This is a genomic window from Chryseobacterium sp. SORGH_AS_0447 (genome assembly GCF_030818695.1).
Classification (GTDB): Bacteria; Bacteroidota; Bacteroidia; order Flavobacteriales; family Weeksellaceae; genus Chryseobacterium.
This window is the reverse complement of the sequence record NZ_JAUTAR010000001.1, coordinates 3984107-4002511: the sequence shown is the minus strand read 5'-3', so window position 1 is coordinate 4002511 and position 18405 is coordinate 3984107. Positions and strand designations below refer to the sequence as shown.

Below are 18405 nucleotides of genomic sequence, written 5' to 3'. Positions count from 1 at the left end.
TATAACAACACATAGTAAAAGTGGGACAAAATACTAGTATTTTAGATCTTCATCCCGGTCTGGTTTGGGGATTTGCGGTAACGGTAGTTATCATGTTGCTCCTCGACTTAGGGGTTTTCAATAAAAAAAGTCATGAGGTTTCTTCTAAAGAAGCCACGATCTGGTCAATTGTATGGATCTCGCTGTCCATGGTGTTTTCGGGTGTGGTTTACTGGGTGTACAACTCGGACTTAGGACCCGGAAGCCATGCGCTGGCTGTGGAAAAATTCACCCAGTACCAGGCGGCCTACTGGATCGAGAAGGCACTTTCGGTCGATAATTTATTCGTATTCATCCTGGTTTTTGGATTCTTTAAAGTTCCGAAGTATCTTCACCACAAGGTGCTGTTCTGGGGAATTATCGGAGCACTGATCTTCAGAGCCGTCTTTATCTTTGCAGGCGTGGGATTGATTAATCTTACCTACCTGCCGGAGATGAATATTTTCGGACATCCGGTAAAGATCAACATTGTGATGGCTTTGTTCGGGATTTTCCTCGTTTACGCGGGAATCAAATCCTGGGGTGGCGGCGATGATGACGAAGATGAAGATTACAGCAATACGGCCGGAGCCCGACTGATCAAAAGATTCTGGAAAGTTTCTGATAACTACGTTGGGGATAAATTTTTCACGATTCAGAACGGAGTAAAAATGGCAACGCCGCTTTTGGTAGTTGTAGCAGTTATCGAATTTACCGATGTTCTTTTCGCGGTAGATTCCATTCCGGCAATTTTTGCCATCTCCAATGATCCGTTTATCCTGTATACTTCGAATATTTTCGCGATTTTAGGATTGCGGTCCCTGTATTTTCTGTTGGCGAATTTTATCCATATGTTCAGCAAGCTGCCTTACGGGTTGGCCGTAATCCTGACATTCATCGGGGTTAAAATGCTGATCGCTCCCTGGATTCATATTCCGTCTCCGGTGTCATTGGGAATCGTAGGAGGGGTTCTTGTAATCTCCGTTATCCTTTCCCTGATCTTCCCTGACAAAAAGGAAGATGATGACGACGAGAAAGAAAAAATCGAAGAATAATTCATTCAATCGATAAAAATAGAAGGCTTTACCATGCGTAGAGCCTTTTTTGTTGGTGAATGATGAATGGTGAATGGTCAATTCCTGCGGGTGGATTCGCTGCGCTTGTCAATTTTAATTGATGCTTGTGATCTTTGTTCGAAAACGCAAGGGCGCAAAAGGGCTCAAAATACTTTGCATAAAAAGCCGCAAGGATTTTATCTTTGATAAAATTGAGGACTGCTTATTTTTTAAGGAATAAAAGTTTTATAACCAGCATCAGCGATATAAAAATTTAAAACGTCAAATTCCTTGCGTCTTTAAACGTTGCCTTTTCTTTATTCCTGTCGGCCCTTGCCAACAGCATCCGTATCATATAATTCACCATTCACTTTCGAAGCAAAATTCACCTCTCATTTATCATATTTCAGCAGCTTGTTGATCTTCAGTCTCGTCTGCATCGAAACCTTGTAAGCATCCTCACGGAGTTTCTGCAGTTTTCCGACAGGCTGGAAGAACATTTTGCTCTCGAAAGGATTGAAGGAAAGCATTTCGTTTTCACAGGCATACGGATCAAGAAGGTTGTTTTTGTCAATGTTAATCTCCCCGATTTTTACGAAAGGAGAGTTCTTCCATTCCACATTCAGCTGATTGACGGGCTGATCTTTCAGGTCGTAACAAAGCTGGATCAGGACATCGGCAGTAAAATTTTCCGTGTTCAGATAACTTTCTAGGGCATCTTTTACTTTCAGCCGTTTTCCGAAATTTTTAGATACGGATTGTGGCTTCAGCTTAATTTTCATCATATAATCTCCTAAACGGTAAGCACCCACCGAATGATAGTCAAAAGACAGGAAAAAATCATTTCTTTTCCTCCAGAGCTTAATGATATTCTTTATAAATGAGCCTGTAAAAGTTGAAGGGATAACTTTAATAATCTGCATCATCAGGGAGAATGAACTCCATTTTTTTACGAAAAAACGATTCACCGAAGTGAAAAGTTTCAGAAAGGTACCCACGGAATTAATCGGGAACAGCGGGAAATTTACCAAAGGGAAATTAGCCAGCAGAGTTCCGTTCTCATCTTTGATCTTTACAGCAAAGCCGTAAGCCGGAATATCCTTCTTTCCTCTTATAATTTTCGGATGGGCATTGGAGAAGCGTATGGTAAGATCATATCTTTCTTTATCAAAAAACGGCTGCAGCATTTCAGGAATATGCTGATCAATTACCAGTTCGGCTATTGCGACGGCATAGGTTTTCGCATGAGCATTTCGGGTTGCGTAGTTAACGTCACTCACGGAAGACGACTGCTCTACAAAATCGGCAATGCTTTTTTTGTTGATTTCAAGGAGTTCCTGTTCCTCATCAGTCAGCTTATCAAACCTCTTATTATATTTTAATGGACTTGGCATTTAGTTTTTAAGTCCAATTATAACGCCAACTTTCCGCAAACAGGTTAACACAGTATTAAACATATCTGAACTTTTCGGGTGTAAAAATTATAGATTGATTATCAGAAAGTTGAAATTATAGAAATAAAATTTCTAAATGCTTTTGATATTGATGATGAAGTAAAACTTCAATCACTGGGCTTCCTTCATCCCGCCTTAAAATCTTATCTTTGTAAAAAATTTAATTATGGGCGTAGCAGATATGTTATTTAAACGTAAAAAAGAGCAGGCTGAAAAGAACCTGAAAGACGGTCAGGAATACATGGCGGAATACGGCAAGAGAGAAAGTGTTGTTGAGCTGCCTAGCGGATTGCAATATGAGATCATCACGGAAGGCGACGGGCCGAAACCCGGACCAAGATCTACCGTAAAATGCCATTACCACGGAACGACGATTACCGGGAAAGTGTTCGACAGCTCTGTAAAAAGAGGAACGCCGGCTTCCTTTCCTTTGAATAAAGTGATTAAAGGCTGGACGGAAGCCCTTCAGCTGATGCCGGTAGGAAGCAAATGGAGACTGATCATCCCTCCGCATCTGGCTTATGGAGATCAGCAGATCAGCAAGGAGATCGGCCCGAACTCCACGCTGGTTTTTGAAGTGGAATTACTGGATATTAAATAAATTTCCTTAAAAATAGCTTAAAAATTTACCCGGACTCCGGGTAAATTTTTTTATTTATGTATTTTAGTGTCTCACTGTGAAGAAACATGGATTCATCTTTAAAATACAGCATGAAAAAACTACTGTACTTTTTACCCGCGATCTTTCTGCTGGCTTCCTGTGTTTCAAAAAAGAACCAGGCCATCAGGCAGAATATCCTTACCCTGAGGGACAGCTACTGCAAAGCGCCCTTTAAATATAACTACTCCAATAAACTGCCTTCATACAACTCGGATTCCATTATTGCAGCCAATAAGGAACTGAAAGGTAATTTTTCCGACCAGAGCATATTGATTCTTAATGCGCTTGATAATCTTGATGAGGTTCATGAAATCATGGAGCTTAAAAAAGATTCTTCGTTGGAATCCCAGGTAAAAGTTTTACAGCTGAAAAGCAAGATCAACAGTAAAATTACGATTGCCCTCACCGAACTGGATGCGGTGGCGGCAGAGTTCGACTGTGAAGGGGAACGGGTAGCGCAGATCGGAAATTATGTGGATAACCTCAACGATTCCAGAAACAATAAACTTATTCTCTATTCTATCGTTGCAGGGGCTGCTGCCTCCATCGCCGGAGGAATTGTGAAAGATGGTGCCTGGAGCAGCGCAATCGATATCGGCGGAGGTGGCCTGGGAGCCGGTTTCGGACTTGCCACCCTCAATCCGAAAGGAAAAAGAGTGGAATTTATCCACCAGAGAAACCTGCTGCGGGATGTCTGGAGAGGAAAGCTGCAATCCCCGAATTTCCCGCCGTTTATCTGGTACATGTACACCGAGAGAAGATTTTCGAACAAAGAAAGACAGTCTATTATTTCCAGCATGAAAGAGCGTTTGGCTGCATTACCAGTTCGATGATGACAAAGAGAAAGCGGATCATTCTGTTATTTTCAGCGACGGCGGCTTTTACCGGTCCGATGATCTTCATAACCGGGCGGCCATGCTCAACCAGATGCAGTCGGCTACACGAACCATTAACCAGAATATTAATTATCTGTTGCTGGATCTTGATCGCCTTATTCTTTAATAAAATTTAATTGTAATAAAATTTGTTACATTAAATATTTTATTTATCTTTGCCCTGTAATTACAATGAATAATACAAGATTTGCCACGGCAGTACATATTATGACCTTATTGGCGGAAAGTCCCCAGGATTGGCTTACTTCCGAATGGATCGCAGGAAGCATCAGCATTAATCCGGTTATTGTCCGTAAAGAATTGAGTGTACTGCGGGAAGCGGGATTAATTGTCAGCAGACAGGGAAAAGAAGGAGGGAGCCAATTGGCAAAAAATGCAGATGTAATCAGTATTTCCGAGATTTATCTTGCGGTAAAGAACACGGAAGTGCTGGGTAAAAAAAACAGCAATCCGAATCCGGCGTGTCCTGTCGGAAAAGATATCAATGCTCATTTAAATACGTTATTTTCCGAAACCGATCAGTTGGTGATCAATTTTTTGGGCAACAAATCCCTGAAAGAATTTCGCGATCAGTTCGGATAAAATTTTTTTGACTATAAATGTAACAATAATTATTACAATTAATTTAAATAAAATTACTATGAAAAAAGTAGCCGTAATCGGAGCAACAGGATTTGTGGGAAAACCATTAGTGAATGAATTAACCAACAGAGGGTATGAAGTAGAAGCTATCGTAAGAGATGCTTCAAAAGTTCAGCAGAACGATAAAGTAACAGCCAAAAGCGTTGATGTGAATAATGTGGATGAACTGGCAGAAGCCTTGAAAGGAACTGATGCGGTGATTAACGCATTCAATGCAGGATGGACCAACCCGAACCTGTATGATGACTTCCTGAACGGTTCAGTAAATATCGAAAAAGCAGTGGAAAAATCAGGGGTTAAAAGATTTATTACCGTTGGCGGAGCAGGAAGCCTGTACATCGACGGAAATCAGCTGGTAGACGGTCCGGATTTCCCGGCCGACATCAAACCCGGCGCTACCGCAGCAAGAGATTACCTGAATAAAATTAAAGAAAACAATACATTGGACTGGACTTTCTTCAGCCCGGCGATTGAAATGCACCAGGGAACCGCAGGCGTAAGAACCGGAAAATACAGAACCGCATTGGAAAATCCGGTATTTGATGAAAACGGCCGAAGCGTTCTTTCCGTGGAAGATGTAGCAGTAGTCCTGGTGGATGAACTAGAGCAGAACAACCATATCCGCGAGCGTTTTACAGCAGCGTATTAATTCAGTTTCATTAAAGAGAATTCCAACGCTGCCCATGCAGCTTTGTTTATAATAAAAATAGGATGCCCAAAAGCATCCTATTTATTTTTATCACGGTACTGAAGCCAGCAGCCAATTGCTATCAGCCTGTTACAGATTCATAAACAATCTCGGGTTGACCGGCGTATTGTTTTTGTGTACTTCATAATGCAGGTGCGGTCCTGTAGAACGTCCTGAATTTCCAGACTTGGCAATGACCTGTCCTACCTTCACTTTATCATTTACTTTCGCCACCAGTTGCGACAAATGCCCGTACAGCGTTGCCAATCCGTTTCCGTGGGATACGATGACACAATTTCCGTAACCGCCTTTTTGCCCGGAGAAAATCACGGTTCCCGCAGCCGTAGCCACGACATCCGAACCGAACGCAACGGCAATATCCAGCCCTTTATGGAACTGCATCTGGTCGGCTTCTGCAGGAGGATTGTTTTTCTCGGCCGGCTTATAGGTATTGGCAGCAACTGCTTTTGCCGAAGTATTGGCCGCCGGAGCCGGAGCAGCAGCTTTAGGAGTCACCATTACTTTTACCTCCCTTTTGTTTCCGTAGCTGTCGGTTACCTCAATGGTTTTTTCCACGGGTTCAGCTTTCACTTCCGGAGCAGCGGCTGCAACAGCTGCAGGTTTTGTACTGCCTGTTTGTACGGCGGCAAAAACGGTTTTAAAGGGGATCGGATTTTTACGAATTCCGAAGTTGGATGAAATATACCCTTCGGTAGGCATTCCCAGCGGAACCTGCAAAAGTTTCTTCTGAAGGTCCATTAAATACTGGCTGTATCGGTTGGCCTGCTTGGCCAGGTAAATAGAATTTGAAATGCTGTCTTTGCTAAGGATGGTTACCTTTTCGCTCGGCACGTCTTTGGATTTCAGGAAAGAATTCAGCTCTGCTACGGTCTGATCCACTAAAGTAAGATCGGTCTTCATTCTTAAGTAATCCACACTGTCCTTTTCAGTGTTTATCTTTACAAGGTTTACTTCATAGTTTCTGTTATCCTTCTCGGAATACAGCTTCGCAATGAAAATCCCTTGTGCAAAAACTACTAATAAAAGCACCCCTAAAAGTACATTTACGTTCTTTTTACGGCTCAGAAATCTCTTCATTTTTCTTCTCTTGGTAAGTTACAAAACGGTTTTAAGCCTGCAAATTTAATTAAAAATAAACTTTACGGCTTATTTTTAACATAAGTTTAGGCATATCCGTAATTAACGGCTGTTTAGCTATTTAATTGTGCAGAAGTGTTAATTTAACATAAAAGTGGGTTTTATCATGTGTCTAAACATTTTTCTTCCATCTTTGTTTTAATATATTTGCAATTCACATTTTCTATTATGGCTAAAAAGAAAACCGATACAGAATCGAATCCGAAAAAAAGCAAAAACGATGTCCCGGTGGGAGTTGTAGGAAGCGGGAGTTTCGCTACGGCTATTGTGAAAATGCTGGTGGAAAACTGTAAAGTGGTCCATTGGTGCGTAAGAAACGAATATGTAAAAGGGGCCATCGAGCAAAGAGGCCATAACCCAACCTATCTCACTGCGGTAAATTTTAACCTTAAAAATTTGAAGCTGACGACCGATATCAACGAATTGGTTTCAGCCTGTGAAGTAGTCGTGCTAGCCACGCCATCCATTTACCTTTCCGATACCATGGACAAAATGACGTGTGACTGCAAAAACAAAATCTTTGTTTCCGCCATTAAAGGGATCATTCCTAAAGTGAACGACGTTGTCGCACATTACCTGAGAGACGAATTCAAAATCGGCTTCCGAAACCAGGCCGTGATCGCAGGGCCCTGTCACGCAGAAGAGGTTGCTATGGAAAGGCTTTCGTATCTAACGGTGGCTACAGTGGAAGAGGAGGTATCTGCCAAATTGGTGACGATGTTCAACTCTGATTTTATAAAAATGCATTCCAGCAAAGATATTTTAGGGAATGAATACAGTGCCATCCTGAAGAATATTTTTGCCATCGGTGCCGGTATCGCCAGCGGACTGGGATACGGAGACAACTTCACGGCAGTTTTCGTTTCCAATGCCATCCGTGAAATGGAAACCTTCCTGGAAGCGATCTACGAAGCGCCAAGAGATGTGAATGAAAGCGCTTATCTCGGGGATTTACTGGTAACTGCCTACTCACTTTTTTCACGAAACAGGAATCTTGGAAATCTTATCGGAAAAGGATACACGGTAAAATCTGCGATCCAGTCGATGAACATGGTGGCGGAAGGCTATTACGCTGCTGATTCCATTTACAAGACATCAAAAGAAAAAGGCTTAAAGCTCCCGATTGTCGATACCATTTACAGTATTTTGTATGAAGGTAAAAATGCAGAAAAACAGTTCAAAAAACTCACGGCCAAATTAGATTAAATGAGTGATCATTTCATACCTCTTTAAATCATAAATTAAAAAATCTTCATAAAGCCACAAGGTGCGGTATTAAACAGCATCGCGCAGACCGACGAAGAATACATCATTATCGGATAACCCCATGAAAAACAATCTGATAGGATAAGTTTTAAATATCTGATAATGATTAATCGTTTCAATAGCTGATAATCGATAATTTCCATTACAATTGATAGCATATTAAAAACTTAGTTTTCATCGGGAAAAACAGCTGTTAAAATCAGCAAAGTCATACCATTTATTAAAACTTTTCCCGAAATTTGATGTAAAATTTAGTTTTATGTCACAACTTATCAGCAGAACACCCAAACCAAAATACGATGTGGTTCTGATTGGAGGGGGCATCATGAGTGCTACCCTAGCCACATTACTCCATGAATTTGATCCGGATCTTGAAATTGCCATTTTTGAAAGATTAGGCCGGTTTGCCAAAGAAAGCACCGCCGCCTGGAACAATGCAGGGACAGGACATTCTGCGTTTTGTGAGCTCAATTATACCCCTGAACAGCCTGACGGTTCTGTTGATATATCCAAAGCGGAAAGCATTGCAGAACAGTTTGAAATATCCAAGCAGTTTTGGGCCTACCTTGTTTCGAAAGAGTATATTCGGAATCCTAAAGATTTCATCAATTCCTGCCCGCATATGAGCCTGGTATTTGGAGAGAAAGATGCCGAATACCTGAAAAAAAGGCATGATAAAATGTCTGAATCGGTTCTTTTCCAGGGAATGGAATTTACCACAGACCATGATAAACTGAGAGAATGGATTCCTTTGGTAATGCACAAAAGAAATCAGTCGGAAGTAATGGCTGCTACCAAAATGGATATGGGAACCGACGTAAATTTCGGTACACTTACCAGAAAAATGGGAAGGCACTTGGTAGAAGATTCCAACGTAGAAGTATTTTTATACCATGAAGTAAAAGACATCGATCCTAAGACAGACGGAACCTGGGAAATGAAAGTAAAAGACAGGATCAACAATCATAAGCAGGAGGTAGAAGCCGATTTTGTATTCATCGGCGCCGGAGGGTATGCACTGTCATTACTGGACAGCTCGGACATCAAAGAAAGCGAAGGATATGGTGGCTTCCCGGTTTCAGGACAATGGCTCGTAAGCCACAACCAGGAGCTTGTGGAAAAGCACCAGGCAAAAGTATATACGCAGGCTACGGTGGGAGCGCCACCCATGTCGGTTCCCCATCTTGATCTCCGGATCATCGACGGCGAAAAAGCATTGCTGTTCGGGCCGTTTGCAGGATTTTCCACCAAATTTTTAAAAGAAGGAAGCTATCTGGATCTGCCGGAAAGTGTGAATTTCAAAAACATACGTTCGCTTTTCGGAGCATGGTGGCACAACATTCCTTTAACGAAATACCTTATCCAGCAGGTGGCCATGAACAAGGCCCAGCGACTGCAGCATCTAAGGGAATTCATTAAAGATGCCAAAGAAGAGGACTGGGAACTGAAAGTGGCCGGCCAACGGGTACAGGTTATCAAAAAAGACGAGAAAGAAGGTGGAAAGCTGGAATTCGGAACTGAGGTGGTGGTCAATAAAAAAGGAACGATTGCTTCCCTCTTGGGAGCTTCTCCGGGAGCATCAACCGCGGTGTATGCCATGCTGGATGTTCTTGAAAAATGTTTCCCTGAAAAGCTTCACGGCGAATGGAAAGAAAAATTACTGGAAATGGTACCGTCGTATGGCCAGAAATTAGCCGGCAATCCGGAACTTACCCAAAAAGTAAGAAACTACTCGAAGGAAAAATTAGAACTCGAATATTAAAATGTGAATGGTAAATGGTCAATTATTTTGCAAATGTCAATTTTTTAATTCACAATTCACAATTGACCATTCACCATTACTCATTGCTCATTACCCATTACCCATCATCCATCATCCATGTCTGAAACTATAGTAAAACCCGTCATCGTCAAAGAACTCTTGGAGTCCCTTCAGACAAAAGTGGAAGAGGAACAGCAGGTAATTGTGCATTGCTGTTTTCCCGCTTCGCCGTTTTTGGGAAATCTTATCAGGATCTGGCAGTCGACTTATCTTTTCGATAACCAGTCGGAACATCGCAGCGGGCTCATTCATGCTGAAAACATTACCATTTACCCGAACTGGACACCGGTTCCGTTCATGAGGGATTTCTGGTTTACACTCGTTTTTTCGGGTTTACCCAAAGATTGTAAAAGTTTCGATCTGAAAGAAGTTATTCCTGAAGAAGGCGGCTTTTTTGTAGAGTCCATCAAAAGGAACTCATCCGACATTTACCGGGTAAAAATTTCAGAATCTTATATCTAGATTACCACCAGCTAACTTCTTTAATCCACTTCACATCCCATGAAAAAATACCTATTGCTTTTCTTACTGTTGCCTGTATTCTTTCTATCACAGAAGATTTCCAAAGAAGAATCTGAAATAAAGAAGTTTCAGCGGGAACTGAATGCCGAATACCGGAATCCGAAAGAAACTCCTTTGAGAGGCGATAATTTTACCAATTTCAAAGCACATCCTTTCTTTCCGGTTAATCTGAAATACAGGGTTGTGGCAGAATTTACCAGGACGGAAAATGCACAACCTTTTGATCTGCCGACTTCTTCCGGGAAAACAAAAGCTTATCAGGAATATGGGAAAGCCACTTTTACACTGGATGGAAAACCGTACACCCTGACTGTATACCAAAGCCTGGATCTGATAAAACAGGAGAAATACCGGAATTATCTGTTTCTGCCGTTCCGCGATACTACGAATGGAAAGGAAACTTACGGCGGTGGAAAATATATGGATTTAACCATTCCCAAAGGCAATACCATTATTCTGGACTTCAACAAATCCTATCAGCCATACTGTGCCTACAATGCGTACGATTATAATTGTCCGATTGTGCCCGAAGAAAACAGGCTGCCGGTGGAAATCCGTGCCGGAGTAATGTATGAAGACATCTATCATCATTAAGCGATGGTGAGCCTGCAATTTTTTACAGAAGAAGATTTTTCCGGTGTCAATTATGCATTGGATGAAAATCAGCTGCAATATACATCCTCTGCTGCCAATGCACTGAAAAGAATAGCCGACCGCGATACCGGGCTTGAATTTCCGGTGACAATTTTCATGAATGGAATCCCCGCTGGATTTTTCACACTGGATTTCGGCGGAGATAAAATGGAGTTTACCGAAAATCAGAATTCGGTTTTGCTACGGTCGTTATCGGTTCATCCTGAAATGCAGGGAAAAGGAATCGGAAGGGCAGCAATGATTCAGGTGGATGATTTTGTTCGTAAGAATTTTGAAAACTGCCATGAAATCGTTCTTGCGGTTAACCAGAATAATATCTCTGCTTATGAACTTTATACAAAAGTGGGTTACCAATATGAGGGCAAAACAAGAATCGGCAGAACCGGTCCGCAGTATCTAATGTTTAAAAGTATCTAAAACCGATAGGTGAATTTTGCTTCGCAAGTGAATGGTCAATGGTGAATTACAAATATAGAATTGTTTGAAAACGCCAAGGCGCAAATCTTTTAAAATGCAGAACGTTTTAAGACGCAAAGATTTTATCTCTGATAAAATTGAATATTGCTTAGTTTTAATAAGATTAAAAATTTACCGTTAGTATTAGCGATATACAAATTTGACAGCGTCAAATTCCTTGCGTCTTACAGCGGCATAATTATTCAGTACCCTTGCGCTCTTGCGCATTCCAACAATCATAACAAACATCAATCAAATCAATAATCGAATAAATTCACCCATGAAAATTTACCATTCACCTCAAATGAATCGCTATTTACAAAACTTTAATAAATTTTAATCCCTATTTTTCGGGTTTGGCGTGAAACTTTCTGCTAAATTTGGGTAACATCAAATAATAAAACATGGAAATCTCTCTTCACAATCAGGTGGCTGTCGTTACAGGAGCCTCCAGCGGAATCGGTTCAGGAATTGCAAAATCATTGGGTTCGGCCGGTGCCACAGTTATTGTCAACCATTCTTCAGAACATTCATTAAGTGACGCTCAGGCGGTTTTAAAAGAAATTACCGATGCCGGAGGAAGCGGAATTACCTGGCAGTGCGATGTCTCCAAAGAAGATGAGGTCATCAAAATGTTCAGTGAAGTCGTTTCACAGTTCGGAACAGTCGATATTCTCGTAAACAATGCCGGTGTCCAGAAAGATGCGAAATTCACGGAAATGACCCTAGACCAGTGGAATACCGTTATCGGAATCAATCTTACAGGACAGTTCTTATGCGCAAGGGAAGCCATTAAAGAATTCCTTCGCCGTGGGATCGATACGTCACGTTCAGTAGCCTGCGGAAAAATCATTCACATCAGTTCGGTGCATGAAGTGATTCCATGGGCAGGACATGCCAACTATGCGGCCAGCAAAGGAGCCATTCGGATGCTGATGCAGACATTAGCCCAAGAATACGGAGCCGACAAAATCCGTGTTAATTCCATCTGTCCGGGTGCGATACAGACTCCGATCAACAAAAGTGCATGGAGTACGCCGGAAGCTTTAAACGCGCTGATGACCCTGATTCCTTACAACAGGATCGGGCAGCCGCAGGATATCGGAAATCTGGCGGTGTTTTTAGCCAGCGACCTTTCCGATTACATTACCGGGGCCAGCATTTTCGTTGATGGCGGAATGACGACTTTTGAAAGTTTTTCAACTGGCGGATAAGCTTAGGACGCACATTTCCGGCTTTCGCTACTCGCTTTTTTGTCCCCGGGCTTTTCCGAGCTTACAAAAAGAGCTCAGACAGGCCGCTCAATCTGGGGCGCATTCCAGTTAAAGCAGGACCGGCAGTATTTTAAATCAAATGAAATAAAGCGTGACTTTTATATCCAGACTAAAAAAGCTTTCATCTCATCATTTATCAATCATCATTCATCAATTATAAATATCATTCATCCTCTGACGCATGAAAGAAAAAGAAAGATTATCCGACGTTACCTGGAAAAAATGGGGCCCTTATGTCAGCAACCGCGAATGGGGTACGGTGCGGGAAGATTACAGCCCGGACGGCAAAGCCTGGAATTACACCAATCACGATATTGCGGAAGCCAAAACCTACCGTTGGGGGGAAGAAGGGATTTGCGGGATCTGTGACGACCTTCAGAAGCTGGTTTTCTCCGTCGGATTCTGGAACAAGCAGGATAAAATAGTGAAAGAACGGTTCTTCGGACTTTCCAACAAGCAGGGGAATCACGGGGAAGATGTGAAGGAATACTTTTATTACCTGGATGCCACACCCACGCATTCTTACATGAAAATGTTATATAAATATCCCCAGAATGCTTTTCCGTATGAGGACCTGATCCGCACAAATGCCCAACGCAACAAGCAGGAACCTGAATATGAACTAATCGACACTGGAATTTTTGACCGGAACGAATACTTCGATATTTTTATAGAATATGCCAAAGAAGGTCAGAACGATATTCTGATAAAGCTGACTATCGTTAACAAATCCGAACAGGAAGCGCCGCTGGTCATACTGCCTACCGTATGGTTCCGGAACACCTGGAACTGGGGCTATGACGGTTATAAACCGCAGATGAATGCTGAGGAGGCTACCCTCATTAAAATCAACCACAAAGATCTCGAAATTAAAAATCTTTACGCAAAGCAGTCTGAAAAAGTATTGTTTTGTGATAATGAAACCAATAACGAAAGACTTTACGAGTCGCCTAATACGTCCAAATATACCAAAGACGGCATCAACGATTTTGTGATCAACGGCAATTCACAGGCAGTTAATCCTAAAGATTTCGGAACAAAAGCCGCATTTTTTATCGATGAAAACTTTAAAGCCAAAGAGACCAAAGTTTTTGAATTCAGGCTAGCCGATAAAGACTTACAACAGCCTTTTGCAGATTTTGATGCTGTTTTTACTTCAAGGCAGCAGGAAGCTGATGAATTTTACACCGACATTCAGTGCGGAATACAAAGCGATGATGAAAAGCTTGTCCAGCGGCAGGCCTTTGCCGGAATGCTGTGGAACAAAATGTTTTATCATTACAATGTGGAAAAATGGCTGAAAGGAGACCCAGCCGAGATTCCACCGCCGAAATCGCGGGTACAGATCCGAAATTCCGGTTGGAAACACCTCAACAACGAGCATATTATTTCAATGCCTGATAAATGGGAGTACCCCTGGTATGCAACCTGGGATCTGGCTTTTCATACCATCAGCTTTTCACTGATTGATCCGGATTTTGCCAAGCATCAGCTGAAACTATTCCTTTTTGAATGGTATATGCATCCGAACGGACAGCTTCCGGCCTATGAATGGGATTTCAGCGACGTTAATCCACCGGTTCACGCCTGGGCAGTATTCCGGGTTTTTAAAATTGATGAATACCTGAAGGAAAAGCCCGATCTTGAATTCCTGGAAAGTGCGTTCCAGAAGCTGCTGATGAATTTTACGTGGTGGGTAAATAAAAAAGATAAAAACGGTAACAATATCTTCGAAGGCGGATTTCTCGGGCTTGATAACATCGGTGCTTTCGACCGGAATGCGCCGCTTCCGAACGGAGAACATCTGGAACAATCCGACGGAACAAGCTGGATGGCCATGTTTGCCCTCAATATGATGAGGATAGCCCTTGAGTTGGCACTTTACAACAACATCTACGAAGAAATGGCCATGAAGTTCTTCGAGCATTTCCTTGCGATTGCGAATTCCCTCGACAATATGGGCGATGAATGTTTCAGCCTTTGGGATGAGCAGGATGAATTCTTCTACGATGCCATTGCTTCAAACGACGGCAGCCATATGTATCTGAAATTGCGGACGATCGTCGGCCTGATTCCGATGTTTGCCGTTGAGGTGATCGATGATGAAATGATTGAAAAGTTGCCTAATTTTAAAGCAAGAATGAACTGGGTATTGGAAAACAAACCGGAACTGGCGGCATTGGTATCCCATTGGGATGTGAAAGGCGACGATTCCAAGCACTTGCTTTCCCTGCTACGTGGACACCGATTAAAAAGACTGCTGAGCAGAATGCTGGATCCAAACCAGTTTTTAAGCGACTTCGGCGTTCGGGCCTTGTCCAAAGAATACGAAGAAAACCCTTATACGTTACAACTGAACGGAACGGACTACACTGTAAAATATACTCCTGCTGAAAGTGACAGCGGACTGTTCGGCGGCAACAGCAACTGGCGCGGACCGATCTGGTTTCCGATTAATTTTTTAATCATCGAAAGCCTGCAGCGCTTTTTCTTCTATTACAGCCCGGATTTTCTGGTGGAATTTCCTACCGGAAGCGGAAAATATTCAAACCTGGATGAAATTGCGGATGCTTTAAGCAAAAGATTATCCGGATTGTTTTTAATGGATGAAAATGGTAAAAGGCCTTTTAACGGACAGTATCCAAGATTTCAGACAGATCCGGATTTTAAGGATTATATCCTGTTTTACGAATACTTTCACGGAGATAACGGCCGTGGGGTAGGAGCCTCGCATCAAACAGGCTGGACCGGGCTGATTGCTAAAATCCTGATGCCAAGATTTTCCAAAAAACAAATCGCAGAATCTGAAACCGAAATGCCGGAAAAATCAGCACCGGAAAAGAAGTAAAATATTAGTAAACGGTCTCACTCAAAGATCTGCTGGATTACCTCTAGGGATGTAGGAATCTTAAATTCGGTGATATGATAATGATAATAGACAAGGATGCTGTCTAAAAAGTCTTTCCGTAACCGGGAAGGAATTCTTGTATGGTAGGGAGTTTCTGCCGTAAGGATACTTTTCCATACCTCAGAAATTTCCGCAGTAAACAGCTGGTGCATGCTTTCGGAAGTAAATGTTCCGGTTTCCGGGTCAAGGTAGATGCCGCTACCGATAAGTGGTGCCACCCCTTGAATTTTCAGGATTTTGACTAAAAAAATAAGGTGCGACTGGTAATTCCGGTTCTGCAGCTCGTCGATAAATTCCTCCAGACAGAAAAAAATCGTATGGTTTTTATTTTCATGCCTCAAATTCTGATTCAGGAAATCTGAAATAAAAAACACCACGGTATTGCACCGGATATCCATGTAGATATCGTTGCTTTTGACCATCTCAAATTTTGAAATCGTCTGGATCCCGTTTCCTTTCAGCGGGTTTAAAGAAAAGCTGAGTTTGCTCAATGGCAGAAGAAGGGCCTTTTTCTTATTTTTCTTGGTATAAATTCCTTTTAAAAAATAAGACTGAAACCCGTCTTCTTCAGTAAAACAATGCAGCACGGCATCGTTTTCACCATATTTTATATAAGATAATAAAAATCCGTTCTGTGAATTCATTTAATTTACCACAGCGATCTTTGCCGTTGCTTTATCACTGCCGTCCTCATTGGTCATCAACACGAAATAAACCCCGGAAGCGACGCGCTGTCCCCGCTGATTATTAAGATCCCATTCATAATATCCTCCTCTTGCTACTGCCGAATGAACTACATTTCCTGTAGCGTCAGCGATTCTGATGTTGGTAACTTCCGCCAGTCCTTTGATGGTAACTTTCCCCTTAAAATTGGAATACACCACCGGGTTGGGATAGACAAGAACATTTCCGAAATCCGAAGTTACATCCGAAACATCCCCCTGATACGTTACAATTCCGTCATAGGAAGCAAAATAAACTTTCCCGGTTTTCCTGTCAACTTTTATATCGGTAATGGTATTGGTAGGAAGCGGAGAATTTTCTTTGGTGAAATGCTTAATGGTCTGCTGGCCGTCTGCAGATAGGTAATAAACACCTCCGCCGTCTACAGAAACCCATTTGTGGTCTCCGGCATCCACTTCGATCTGTAAGATCTGTCCGTCCCTGAAAAGTTCTTCTCCTAATCCGTTCTGCTCAATGATGATTGGCTCTACTTTAGCGGTTGCAGGTGTCTTTACTGCAGTCACTGCATTCGGCAATACTCGTAATCCGATATCACCGCCGATCCACGCATCACCGGATTTATCGATGGCTACGGAGATGGTACCTCCGGAAGTTGGGGCAAAGCCGTTTGCCTGTGTTAATATATAATCTTTATCATCAGACGTATTAACGGTTTTTTTTGCGTCGTATGCAATGAAGTTATTAACCCTCGGAGTTGGGATCCAAAGGAGCCCTTCATAATAAAGAGGTTTTTGTGCTACCCCGAAACTTTGAGTAGTGTTTCTGATCAGGAAATCATCGGTTGCCCTGTCATAAGCGCCAACTGCGGTATATGGCCCGAATGAAGGTCCGTCATTAGAAAATGCGATGGTTACAAACAGGTTATTTACGTCATCAAATGTCAGTCCGACAGGACGTCTCGCAGAACCGTCATCTGTTCCAAGATTATATCTTTTATTAAATACAAAATCTTTACTGCCCGGATCATATTTCATCTTATATACGCCTCGGGTTCCGTCAAGCATATAATTGGTGAAAAATACATCGTTTGGATTTACCGGATCAGAGACTACATCCAGTACGTTAAATATATTGGTATTGGGTTTAAAATAAGTAGGATGGATCCATTCCATTCCATTAAAATAGTAGAACCCAGGGTTTTTTAAATTAGAAACGGCAGTATTGAACCTGCTTTCCCTTGCTCCTGTGGAAACCAAAATCTGGTTATCGCCATAAACACTCAGTTTGTAAGCAAAATTTAAATAGGGTCCGTCCGGTCTGAAAGAATTTCCGCCTTCGTTTTTTATCCCCGACATGATGCTTCCTCCATACACACTGCTCCCGACCTTAATGGCCGTATTGCATTCTTCTCCGAAAGTAACATTATTATTAAATGTTCCGTTGGTATTGAAGGTATAGACTCTGGTGAGATCGGTAACGACGATATTGCCGGCAGTTACTACCACATCATGTACATCCGTAAAGGACTGCGCAATCTGCGTCGGAGCTCCGCCATTTGATACATAAGCAGTATTGGCAGATGAAAAACTTAACACCCCTTCTGAATCAATATGTTTGAATGAACCTGCCATTTCCGTTGTCCATGTAGTATAAACTGGGAAGGTGGTATTCATCTCATGGCTTTTTAAGCCTGTATTGGTAACGGAATAGGCCTTTGTTCCGAAGATTGTTGCTTCATTACTGGCTTCATAGACACCCCCTGATAAGAAAAATGCCGAATCTTTAAACTCTTTTTTCTTTAAATCGAAAATAGAAACCCCATATCCCACAGAAATTACAGCCAGGTCTCCCGTAATGGAAATATGGTTGATTTTTTTGCTCCCGTTATATCCTGTTGCAATAGGAATATCCACCACATAAGTAACGCCGTCAGGAGTAATTACATCCATGGATCCATTCTGATAGCCCACCAGACCGATTTTGGTTTGGGGATTATAATCAAAAGCTGAAATCTTAACTTCATGCAGGCCGTTCGCTTTGGACAGCTTGGTAATTTCGCCTGTGGAAATGGTATAATAAAAAATTCCGCTTTCTGCTGCTGCAACTATTTTTCCATTATCTTCCTTCATGGCCAGGACATTATTGTAAGAAAATAAGTCGGCCCATTTTTTTGAAGAAATGGTCTGTGCATTTGCAACGTGCAGGGATGCTAAAATACCAAGAGAAATTAAAGAGAGTTTTTTCATG

At 42.1% G+C, this 18405-nt stretch carries 16 protein-coding genes; 12 read left to right on the top strand and 4 right to left on the bottom strand.

Annotated features, from left to right (window positions below; translation table 11 throughout):
• Positions 1–20 precede the first annotated feature (20 nt).
• On the top strand, positions 21–1073 hold the full coding sequence (locus QE422_RS18120; protein ID WP_307461511.1) for a TerC/Alx family metal homeostasis membrane protein: 1053 nt from the start codon (positions 21–23) through the stop codon (positions 1071–1073).
• Between the two features lie 392 nt (positions 1074–1465).
• Here the strand turns inward: QE422_RS18120 and QE422_RS18115 are convergent, their stop codons facing one another.
• Positions 1466–2467, bottom strand: a complete 1002-nt coding sequence (locus tag QE422_RS18115; protein ID WP_307461509.1) for a catalase — start codon at positions 2465–2467, stop codon at positions 1466–1468.
• Positions 2468–2693: 226 nt separating this feature from the next.
• On the opposite strand from QE422_RS18115, the gene QE422_RS18110 reads away from it, so the two are divergent.
• The 4 genes from QE422_RS18110 to QE422_RS18095 all read left to right on the top strand — a co-directional run bounded on the left by QE422_RS18110 (position 2694) and on the right by QE422_RS18095 (position 5375).
• Positions 2694–3128, top strand: a complete 435-nt coding sequence (locus QE422_RS18110) for an FKBP-type peptidyl-prolyl cis-trans isomerase (protein ID WP_294199052.1) — start codon at positions 2694–2696, stop codon at positions 3126–3128.
• A 110-nt stretch (positions 3129–3238) separates the two neighbouring features.
• Positions 3239–4021 (top strand): hypothetical protein, encoded by a 783-nt coding sequence (locus tag QE422_RS18105; protein ID WP_307461507.1) that lies wholly within the window; start codon positions 3239–3241, stop codon positions 4019–4021.
• 234 nt (positions 4022–4255) lie between these two features.
• Positions 4256–4666 carry an Rrf2 family transcriptional regulator gene (locus tag QE422_RS18100; protein WP_307461505.1) on the top strand — a complete coding sequence of 137 codons (411 nt, stop codon included), beginning with the start codon at positions 4256–4258 and terminating at the stop codon, positions 4664–4666.
• A 58-nt stretch (positions 4667–4724) separates the two neighbouring features.
• Complete coding sequence (locus QE422_RS18095; RefSeq protein ID WP_307461503.1) at positions 4725–5375, top strand: NAD(P)-dependent oxidoreductase; 651 nt, start codon at positions 4725–4727, stop codon at positions 5373–5375.
• Positions 5376–5504: 129 nt separating this feature from the next.
• On the opposite strand, the gene QE422_RS18090 is transcribed toward QE422_RS18095, so the two are convergent.
• Positions 5505–6512 (bottom strand): M23 family metallopeptidase, encoded by a 1008-nt coding sequence (locus tag QE422_RS18090; protein ID WP_307461501.1) that lies wholly within the window; start codon positions 6510–6512, stop codon positions 5505–5507.
• A 228-nt stretch (positions 6513–6740) separates the two neighbouring features.
• Between QE422_RS18090 and QE422_RS18085 the strand changes: the two genes are divergently transcribed.
• From QE422_RS18085 to QE422_RS18055, 7 genes are all read left to right on the top strand, one after another.
• Positions 6741–7778, top strand: a complete 1038-nt coding sequence (locus tag QE422_RS18085; protein ID WP_307461500.1) for an NAD(P)H-dependent glycerol-3-phosphate dehydrogenase — start codon at positions 6741–6743, stop codon at positions 7776–7778.
• A gap of 319 nt (positions 7779–8097) precedes the next feature.
• On the top strand, positions 8098–9600 hold the full coding sequence (mqo, locus tag QE422_RS18080) for a malate dehydrogenase (quinone) (protein WP_307461498.1): 1503 nt from the start codon (positions 8098–8100) through the stop codon (positions 9598–9600).
• Between the two features lie 117 nt (positions 9601–9717).
• Positions 9718–10122, top strand: a complete 405-nt coding sequence (locus QE422_RS18075; protein WP_307461496.1) for a hypothetical protein — start codon at positions 9718–9720, stop codon at positions 10120–10122.
• Positions 10123–10161: 39 nt separating this feature from the next.
• Positions 10162–10776, top strand: coding sequence for a DUF1684 domain-containing protein (locus QE422_RS18070; protein WP_307461494.1), 615 nt, complete (start codon positions 10162–10164; stop codon positions 10774–10776).
• A 3-nt stretch (positions 10777–10779) separates the two neighbouring features.
• Positions 10780–11253 carry an N-acetyltransferase gene (locus QE422_RS18065; protein ID WP_307461492.1) on the top strand — a complete coding sequence of 158 codons (474 nt, stop codon included), beginning with the start codon at positions 10780–10782 and terminating at the stop codon, positions 11251–11253.
• A 443-nt stretch (positions 11254–11696) separates the two neighbouring features.
• On the top strand, positions 11697–12506 hold the full coding sequence (locus tag QE422_RS18060) for a glucose 1-dehydrogenase (RefSeq protein WP_307461490.1): 810 nt from the start codon (positions 11697–11699) through the stop codon (positions 12504–12506).
• 241 nt (positions 12507–12747) lie between these two features.
• A complete protein-coding gene (locus tag QE422_RS18055) occupies positions 12748–15414 on the top strand; it encodes a glucosidase (RefSeq protein WP_307461488.1) in 2667 nt (888 codons plus the stop codon).
• A gap of 17 nt (positions 15415–15431) precedes the next feature.
• Here the strand turns inward: QE422_RS18055 and recO are convergent, their stop codons facing one another.
• A complete protein-coding gene (recO, locus tag QE422_RS18050) occupies positions 15432–16118 on the bottom strand; it encodes a DNA repair protein RecO (protein ID WP_307461486.1) in 687 nt (228 codons plus the stop codon).
• Complete coding sequence (locus QE422_RS18045; RefSeq protein ID WP_307461484.1) at positions 16119–18404, bottom strand: T9SS type A sorting domain-containing protein; 2286 nt, start codon at positions 18402–18404, stop codon at positions 16119–16121.
• Position 18405: the final 1 nt, after the last annotated feature.

Coding starts and splice junctions, on each gene's coding strand:
- QE422_RS18065 (WP_307461492.1), top strand. CDS start 10,780: ATGGTGAGCCTGCAATTTTTTACAGAAGAAGATTTTTCCGGTGTCAAT.
- recO (WP_307461486.1), bottom strand. CDS start 16,118: ATGAATTCACAGAACGGATTTTTATTATCTTATATAAAATATGGTGAA.
- QE422_RS18045 (WP_307461484.1), bottom strand. CDS start 18,404: ATGAAAAAACTCTCTTTAATTTCTCTTGGTATTTTAGCATCCCTGCAC.
- QE422_RS18110 (WP_294199052.1), top strand. CDS start 2,694: ATGGGCGTAGCAGATATGTTATTTAAACGTAAAAAAGAGCAGGCTGAA.
- QE422_RS18115 (WP_307461509.1), bottom strand. CDS start 2,467: ATGCCAAGTCCATTAAAATATAATAAGAGGTTTGATAAGCTGACTGAT.
- QE422_RS18070 (WP_307461494.1), top strand. CDS start 10,162: ATGAAAAAATACCTATTGCTTTTCTTACTGTTGCCTGTATTCTTTCTA.
- QE422_RS18060 (WP_307461490.1), top strand. CDS start 11,697: ATGGAAATCTCTCTTCACAATCAGGTGGCTGTCGTTACAGGAGCCTCC.
- QE422_RS18055 (WP_307461488.1), top strand. CDS start 12,748: ATGAAAGAAAAAGAAAGATTATCCGACGTTACCTGGAAAAAATGGGGC.
- QE422_RS18100 (WP_307461505.1), top strand. CDS start 4,256: ATGAATAATACAAGATTTGCCACGGCAGTACATATTATGACCTTATTG.
- QE422_RS18105 (WP_307461507.1), top strand. CDS start 3,239: ATGAAAAAACTACTGTACTTTTTACCCGCGATCTTTCTGCTGGCTTCC.
- QE422_RS18095 (WP_307461503.1), top strand. CDS start 4,725: ATGAAAAAAGTAGCCGTAATCGGAGCAACAGGATTTGTGGGAAAACCA.
- QE422_RS18075 (WP_307461496.1), top strand. CDS start 9,718: ATGTCTGAAACTATAGTAAAACCCGTCATCGTCAAAGAACTCTTGGAG.
- QE422_RS18090 (WP_307461501.1), bottom strand. CDS start 6,512: ATGAAGAGATTTCTGAGCCGTAAAAAGAACGTAAATGTACTTTTAGGG.
- mqo (WP_307461498.1), top strand. CDS start 8,098: ATGTCACAACTTATCAGCAGAACACCCAAACCAAAATACGATGTGGTT.
- QE422_RS18085 (WP_307461500.1), top strand. CDS start 6,741: ATGGCTAAAAAGAAAACCGATACAGAATCGAATCCGAAAAAAAGCAAA.